The sequence below is a fragment of the Rhodopirellula maiorica SM1 genome, assembly GCF_000346295.1.
Lineage (GTDB): Bacteria > Planctomycetota > Planctomycetia > Pirellulales > Pirellulaceae > Novipirellula > Novipirellula maiorica.
Genome location: NZ_ANOG01000275.1, coordinates 22,838 through 30,469, shown reverse-complemented (window position 1 = coordinate 30,469; position 7,632 = coordinate 22,838). Strand labels below are relative to the sequence as shown.

General features: G+C 56.4%; 5 protein-coding genes. 1 reads left to right on the top strand and 4 read right to left on the bottom strand.

The window, feature by feature from the left end:
- From RMSM_RS43745 to RMSM_RS08920, 3 genes are all read right to left on the bottom strand, one after another.
- The coding region (locus tag RMSM_RS43745; RefSeq protein WP_390172791.1) for a hypothetical protein at positions 1 to 74 on the bottom strand (74 nt) is incomplete at its 3' end.
- Positions 71 to 1,993, bottom strand: a complete 1,923-nt coding sequence (mutS, locus tag RMSM_RS08925; protein WP_390172789.1) for a DNA mismatch repair protein MutS — start codon at positions 1,991 to 1,993, stop codon at positions 71 to 73. The genes mutS and RMSM_RS43745, both read right to left, overlap by 4 nt.
- 169 nt (positions 1,994 to 2,162) lie before the next feature.
- Complete coding sequence (locus RMSM_RS08920) at positions 2,163 to 2,906, bottom strand: NIPSNAP family protein (RefSeq protein WP_236622055.1); 744 nt, start codon at positions 2,904 to 2,906, stop codon at positions 2,163 to 2,165.
- 363 nt (positions 2,907 to 3,269) lie between these two features.
- Here RMSM_RS08920 and RMSM_RS39320 point away from each other — a divergent pair, with 363 nt between their 5' ends.
- Entirely contained in the window at positions 3,270 to 5,864 is a 2,595-nt protein-coding gene (locus RMSM_RS39320; RefSeq protein WP_144057496.1) for a hypothetical protein, read from the top strand.
- Between the two features lie 78 nt (positions 5,865 to 5,942).
- Here the strand turns inward: RMSM_RS39320 and RMSM_RS08910 are convergent, their stop codons facing one another.
- Positions 5,943 to 7,622 carry a GspE/PulE family protein gene (locus tag RMSM_RS08910; protein ID WP_008694388.1) on the bottom strand — a complete coding sequence of 560 codons (1,680 nt, stop codon included), beginning with the start codon at positions 7,620 to 7,622 and terminating at the stop codon, positions 5,943 to 5,945.
- Positions 7,623 to 7,632 lie beyond the last annotated feature (10 nt).

Genomic DNA, 7,632 nt, shown 5'->3' with positions numbered 1-7,632 from the left:
GATGCGATCGGCGATTCTACCAATGCGTAGTCGGCGGGCACAAAGGAACCGGCTTGTGCCATCAACGTGATCAAGGCGACCTGGCGAATGTAAGACTTTTTCCCGCCATGTTCGGCCCCGTGATCAACAAGATCATCCCGGACTCGGGCGAATGGACGCAGTCATTCGGTACGAATTCGCCTTGTGGCAACGTAACATCCAGCACCGGATGGCGGCCTGCGTCGATCCGCAGCACCGAATCTTCGGTCAATTCCGGACGCACCCATTTTCGCTGGGTTGCGATTTCGGCGAGCGCGGCCAACACGTCAAGCTCGGCCATCGCCACCGCCACTTCTTGCAAAATGTTTAGGTGACGATGCGTTTCATGTCGCAAATTTTGGAACAACAACTGTTCACGCGAGGAAGCCTTGTCATCGGCCGCGAGAACCTTTTCCTCGTATTCCTTCAGCTCGGGAGTGATGAATCGCTCACAATTCTTGAGCGTCTGTTTGCGAATGTATTCGGTGGGAATCTTGTCTTTGTTGGCGTTGGTCACCTCGAGGAAATAACCGAAGACGCGGTTGTACCCCACCTTCAAATTGGTAATTCCGGTGGTTTCCATCTGTTTCTGCTGATAGCCGGCAATCCATTCTTTTCCGCCGGCCGCTAACTTCCGTAGACTATCGAGTTCTTCATCGAACCCTTCGCGAATAAAATTGCCATCGGCGGCATTCAGCGGACACTCATCGGCCAACGCGTTTTCAAGCTGCGAACGCAATTCCGGACAGAGGTGCAAATGAGCTTCGACGAATCCCAAACGCTCTGCCTTGCGTTCGGTCAACTTGGCTTTTAACTCAGGCAGATTTTCAAGCGTACGAGAAACCTGTTGCAGGTCACGCGGACCAGTTCGTCCCGTGGCGATACGCGCCAGCAGTCGAGTCAAATCAAACGTTCGCTTCAGCGTCGTGCGGACATCTCCCCGCAGACGCGAATCGTTGACAAGTTCCGAGACGGCGTCCAACCGGGCTTCGATGGATTCGCGATCGACCAAAGGCGCCGCCATCCAATCGGCCAACAACCGTGCCCCCATCGGAGTGCAAGTGCGATCGATCACGCCTAGCAGCGAACCGTCGCGTGATCCGGTTCGCATTGTGCGAGTGACTTCGAGACTTCGCCGAGTCGACGCATCAATCTGTAATACTGGCGAGCGATGATGGGCACTGATTTGGCGGAAATGGTCGAGCCCGCTTTGCTGCGTTTCCTGCAAGTACGCCAACACGGCACCTGCCGCCCGGATCGCAGGTCCATCGGCATCACCAAAACCGAAGCCTTCCAGATTGTGAACTTCGAATTGTTTGCAAAGTGCATCGCGGGATGCGTCTTCGGCAAACGACCAAGCCGGTCGCGAAGTCCACGACCAAGGTGCGGTGGTATCAGGACTGAACCGTGCATCGTCCTCGCGATACAGAACTTCCGCCGGCCCAATGCGAGCCAACTCGTCTTCGATCCGCGAAACCGGGAAGACGCCTGATTCGAATCGTCCGCTGGAAAGCTCGGCCCAGGCAATTCCAGCCTGCGGTTCGGCGTGTCCTCCAGCCGACTTTTTTCCCGACGACTTGACTGGGACCAAATATACCGCCGCTAGAAAGTTAGCTTCGCGAGGATCGAGCAATCCATCGTCGGTCAGCGTCCCGGCACTGACCACCCGGGTGATCTCGCGGCGAACCAGCCCCTTGGCTTGCTTGGGATCTTCGACCTGTTCACAGACCGCAGCGCGATAGCCAGCCCGGATCAGCTTATTTAAGTAGGAATCGAGCTGATGATGTGGAAACCCCGCCATCGCGGTAGGGTTATCGCTGTCTCGATCACGGCTGGTCAGCGTCAATCCCAACAACTGGGCTGCTGTTTTTGCATCATCGAGGAACAACTCGTAGAAGTCGCCCATCCGAAAGAACAAAAGCGCATCGCCACAGGCGGCTTTTGCTTCATGATACTGTTTCATCATTGGTGTCATGACGCAAATCCTAACTCGCACGGCGATGCGAGAAAAGTCATCCCGAGGCTAAATTCGAGGAATGAAACCTCGGCTGATCCTGCCGATTCCGCGTAAGCCAACGATGCGGGTTAGAGAAACCATGCGGCTGTACCAACGGCCACTCGCGGCGACCTCTGCCGATCGAGCGTTACATCTGCGAATAAGGCTTGGCCACCAATACGTACTTGTCGATGTGCGAGACCGTGCCTTGGTACTTTTCCACTTTGCTGAGCACGGCCCAGTCCTTGTGGGCACGAAACGCGTCCCACGCCTTGAGGCGAGCTTCTTCACTGGGATAGACCGTCAAGTAAGTCAAGCTGGGTGTGTTGGGCCCGATCAAGCACTGGCCGATGAACAAGGGCTGGATGCCGCTGTCGAGAAAAATTGGCACTTCGCCGGAATTGAACATATCGACTTTCAAATCGCCGAGTCGCTCGTTGGGGCTCTCGTACAATCGCAGTTCATAGACGCGATCCTCATTGGACAACGTGCCGCTGGGAACGTTCGCCTTGGGCATACAATCCATCGCCGAAAGCAGCTCCGACGTAATCCGCTGGTACGGTGCGTTTTTGGGTTCGCGATTCAAGTAGCTCTTCGCATCAGCAAGGTACTGCTGATCCTCGGCCAACGCAGTGCGGATCGCGAGCATTTGATCAGCATTGGAATACGGAATAACCACGACAATTCGCTCGCTGCCGGTTTTGTCGTTCTCGGAATTGGTGAACACGCCCACCGGTTTGATACCGTGTCGATTCAGCGCAGGAACGAAGGCATCCTTCAAATAGGCATCGATCGCTTTGGCATCCCCTTTTTCCCCAAGTAAATACGAGCGAACTTCGTAGAGCTCGCGATCCGGCGTGGCCGCTTGTCCGGCCGATGCAATTAAGGTCATAGCAGCAAGCATTGCGAAGGAGTTCAAAATCTTGTTTTTCATCAATCATCCGGGTGGGTTACTGGGTGAGACTGGACTTCCGAACCGAAGGGTTTCGGTTTCGGGAGGTGAGACCAATTCTGCGAGCGACATCATAATCGCGTCGGAATGGGTAGATCTACGGGCAAGCGAAATGAATCGGGGTTTCTTTCGACTCCCTGAATAATTTTGGCGAATTTTCACAGATTCTTGTACGGATGTCGGTGTGCCAGGTCACTAACTATTACAGAGAAATCAATTCAATCCTTCGCCTACCCGAGCACTCCCCCCCCTTTTTTGGGAGAATTCGACAAAACTCGGGGCAACCCAACCAAGTTGACGATCATGCGATTAACCCTTCGCACCCTGCTGGCTTATCTGGACAACACCTTAGACCCTTCGGACGCAGAATCGCTGAGAGTGAAGGTCGCTGAGAGCGGTTTTGCGGGGCAATTGGTCCAACGGATTCGTACCAATTTGGCAAAGTCCAACTTGTCCGCTCCCGCTCCCGACGCGGTGGGTCCCATCGAAGAAGCCAACGTGATTAGCGAATATCTGGACAGCACTTTGTCGGCGGAACAGATATCGGAAATCGAACGGGCATGTTTAGAGTCGGACCAACAGCTCGCCGAGGCGGCGGCATGTCACCAAATTCTGACACTGGTCTTGGGCAAAACGGCCGAAGTATCGCCAGAGTTGCGGCAGCGGATTTACGCGTTGCCGGATCGAGACATCGCGGATGTTGCTACTGCGGGCAGCTTCTCATCGCTGGCGATGCCCGATGCGGAACCAACTCAGGTCAGCCCCGCAGCCGAGTCCGACATTGAAGTGCCTGCAGAGCACTCGCAATCCGAACTCGACGCGCTGCACGAAGCGGCAACCCAATCGAACACGGCACATCCCGGCGGGGTCGTCCAACCAGTCGGCCCCGGCGATTCGGGTGTTTCGGATGCACCGACACGAATCCGCCAATCGGACGCATTAGAAGTTCGCCGACGTGATGCGATGATGACGAGTGGTCGTCCGCGATCGGCGCTGGAAGCGGCGCAGATGTACGGTGGTTCAATCCGCACCAGCCGGATCGCGCCGTGGTTGGTCTCGTTAGCCCTCGCTGCCGTATTGTTGTTTGCCCTTGTCCGCATTTTTGAACCGCTGGTGAATCGATCGACCGTCGCCGATGCGGATTCGGGGCCAACTTGGTCCGATCTTGACACCAATGATTCGCCCTCTTTCGACGAACCGATCGTCGAGCCAGCGGACGAGATCGCAGTTTCGGCAAGCGATGCGCCTGCGATGGTTCCCGTGGGTACTCCGGGACGAGAGCTGACACCGGAAACGGGTGACGCCCCCGCGGCCATCGAAACCCTTCCCACTCCCGCGCCGCTGCCTGCACCGACGGGCACTTCGACAACGACAATCCCCCCGACAACGGCGACGCCCGACGTGCCAAACGCCGAGAAGGATCCGATGGCGCCGCCGGTTCCCACAGGCGGCGACTCTGATTTGCCGTCCCCTGGAACCGGTGAGGTAATGCCATCGCCCGAGTCCGCATCTGAGACCAATCGCGACGTGATGGCCGGAGAAACCGGCGCGCCGAGTGTCCCGGCCCCCCGCAGCGATGTCGACATCCCAGCCGTGACCGAGGTACCCGCCGGTGGTTCGCCCGCAGCAACCGATGTGGCCCCGAGTGTCCCCGAAACCGATCCCGAAACCGAGATGACCGCAGCCGATACGGACGGTGCTACTCCACCCACGATGGAAGAAATCAGCGATCCCAAAGTTCCCGCAGCGGACGCGGACAACGATACGAAAGCGGCCGTTGCCAAAGTGACAATGGACTCAGCACTCGTTTTCGCGATTGGCGATGACGAAACACCGGTTCAAATTAACAAAGACGACGTGATCGAGACTCAACAGACCATCGTCTGTGCGCCCACCTATCGCGTCCGCCTGGACACCGTTGATGACATGGCAGTGACCTTGGTCGGTCCGTCTCGGGTGAAGTGGACCCGCAATGGCAATGACAAACCGGTATTGCACGTTGGTTATGGTCGCATCTTGCTCGAAGCGATCAAGCCAGGCAGTTCGATTGACGTGATGATCAACGGCAAATCGCTGACGCTCGAATTCCCTGGGATTGAATCGCTTGTCGCCATGACCATGGCTCATTTTCGGGCCCCCGGATTTGATCCGCTCAAGCCAGAAAACCACATTAATACGGTGGGTGTGTTTGTCGCTCAGGGAACGGTTGGGTTGTTCGATGGCGAGAACGAGACCGATTTGGCCACGGGACAACGCTGGGTGCAACGCGGCGAAGAACCCGCGGTTACGTCCGAGTCGAAAACACCCCTTGATTGGATCACGCCGCCGGATCCGAACGACCAATCACTCGAGTCGTCGGCGCGAGAGGCACTATTGGGTTTGATGATCCCGGACCAGCCGGTCGAAATCTCGTTACGCGAAGCCACGATGTTCCGCCGTAGCGAAGCCGGCGCCTTGGCCGCTCGGACGCTGTTGGCGTTGGGACGCCCCGATGTGTTCTTTGGTGGCGACGGGATGCTCAGCCAAGCCGACCAGCGTTCGTACTGGAGCGACCATTACACCGCACTGCAAAACGCGATCGACCGTGACGCAGAGACGGCGAAACAAGTCCAAGAGGCAATCGAGCGGATGGACCGAGGCAATTCAAATACCTTGTTCCAATTGCTGATTGGTTTTTCTCAGAAACAACTCGAAGAAGGCGGAGATGCCCTGCTGGTTCGCAGCCTCGATTCACCGTCGATGTCGGTCCGAGCCCTCGCCTTAGAAAATTTGCGAAAGATCACCGGCGTGACACTCAGCTTCCGTCCTGAACAGGACAATGCGGCACGACGTGGCCAAGCGATCAAGAAATGGGAAGCTCGCCAACGCAAAGGAGACATTCGCTGGGCTACGCCATAGACAACACGCGACTGCGGGGCATCGAATTCGCTGTGAGGGCAACCTCGACGCATCGGTCACGTTTTGATCGCCGAGCGATCATCGGCACTCTTTGAGTGAATCGGCGGCAATAGTTCCCGCCAAGATGTGGGAAGCCACAACATCGACGATCCGTGTCTCTGACGCGGATTCGCTGTGCCGTACTTCAAACGCAACGAGATTTCCGTCGTAGCCAGTATCGCGACACGATGGGCAACCGCTCGCACGCGATACCATCGTATCGCTGTCCAATCCCAAACGCTCCGCGTCTTCGCCGCCGATTCGATGCGACTGGCTACATTTACGACACAGACGATTCAGCTTGTGATGCGAAATCACGGCGGACAAGACCTGATTCAGCTCTTGTTCTTCTAATCCAAGTTGCTTCAACCGGACCGGTGTCATCGCCGGGTCGGCGCTTTCGATTGTCGCGATCACCAGTCGCCCCATTGCGGCTTCGTGCATCGCCGCTCGAGCGACGTCAGCATTGTCAATTTTGTCAATCGCAATCACGTCGGGTGATTGCCGTGCCAACGAGTCCATGGCCGACTTTTTGTCCAAACCCGCATGCTTACAAAGCGACAGCTGATTGATCCCTTCACAGGGAACCGACATGGAATCTTCTAACGAGCAAATCAATAGACTCGGGTCATTCAATTCAGCCAACAACGAATACATTGTGGTCGTCTTGCCACATTTCCGCGGCCCCGCCAATACGATCAACCCACTTCGTTTACGCAGGACACTTTGAACGGCTTCGAGTTGCGAACGCTGAAATCCAAGTTGATCGATGTCCACAGGAACGGATTGGCTGATAGTACGCGTCAGATTTAGCATCGTCCCCGACGTCGCCGGACAAAACGAAGCGAAAATCGAGACACGTTTTGCCCCGAGGCGAACGCGAAACTCACCTGATGCCGATGTCGATTGAAGACTCGCTCGATCGCCATCCCGCAAATTCATTCGCGACGCCACCTGAGCTAGAATCTCGTTCCCCTCGACCCGGCTTAGACTTTGCAACACATACATGCCCTTGGGTCCACGCGCACGCACCCGAAAGGCGTGCTGATGGGGCTCGATCACGATCTGGGTGACCAATTCTTGCACCAATGGACGCAAGATGTGAGGCAACGGATTTTTCGACACCATTGCCTTTCCCGATTCTTCGGGCGAAATGGACATCGGCAAAGTAGGCGGTTGTAACGCAGGTTCGTTTACCGATTCACTTGCCGATCGCTTGGCAGCATCCATCGTGCTTAGCTCGTCGCCATACAAAGTTTCGATCAAGCGATCCATCACCGTCGCGGTGGCAAACAGCGGCTGCATCTGGCGACCGGTCAAGCGACGGATTTCGTCAGCCAACAGCAAACCGTCAGGTTCCACTACCGCGACTTCGACAATCTTTCCATCGTCACTCAGCGGCGCCACTTGGTTGCGAAAACACCACTGGCTCGGCAACCGCTCGGCGATCCCGGGATCGATCGGCAGCGGAGCATCTTCGGGAGGATCAAAAAAGGGAAGCGCGTAGTACTTCGCATACTGCTGGGCGAGTTCGGTGGTGACGTCACGCCGCTGCCCTTCCATATCAGTGGCGGGCACTGACAAACCAGTGGCGGGCGTATTAACGGAGGGTATGTCGGTCGCGGGTAAATCGGTGGCGGGCACTGGTAAAGCGGTGTCTTCTACGAGCCCATCGTCCATCAATTCGACGGGGACCACAGCATTGATCGATACAGACATGAAAAAATTC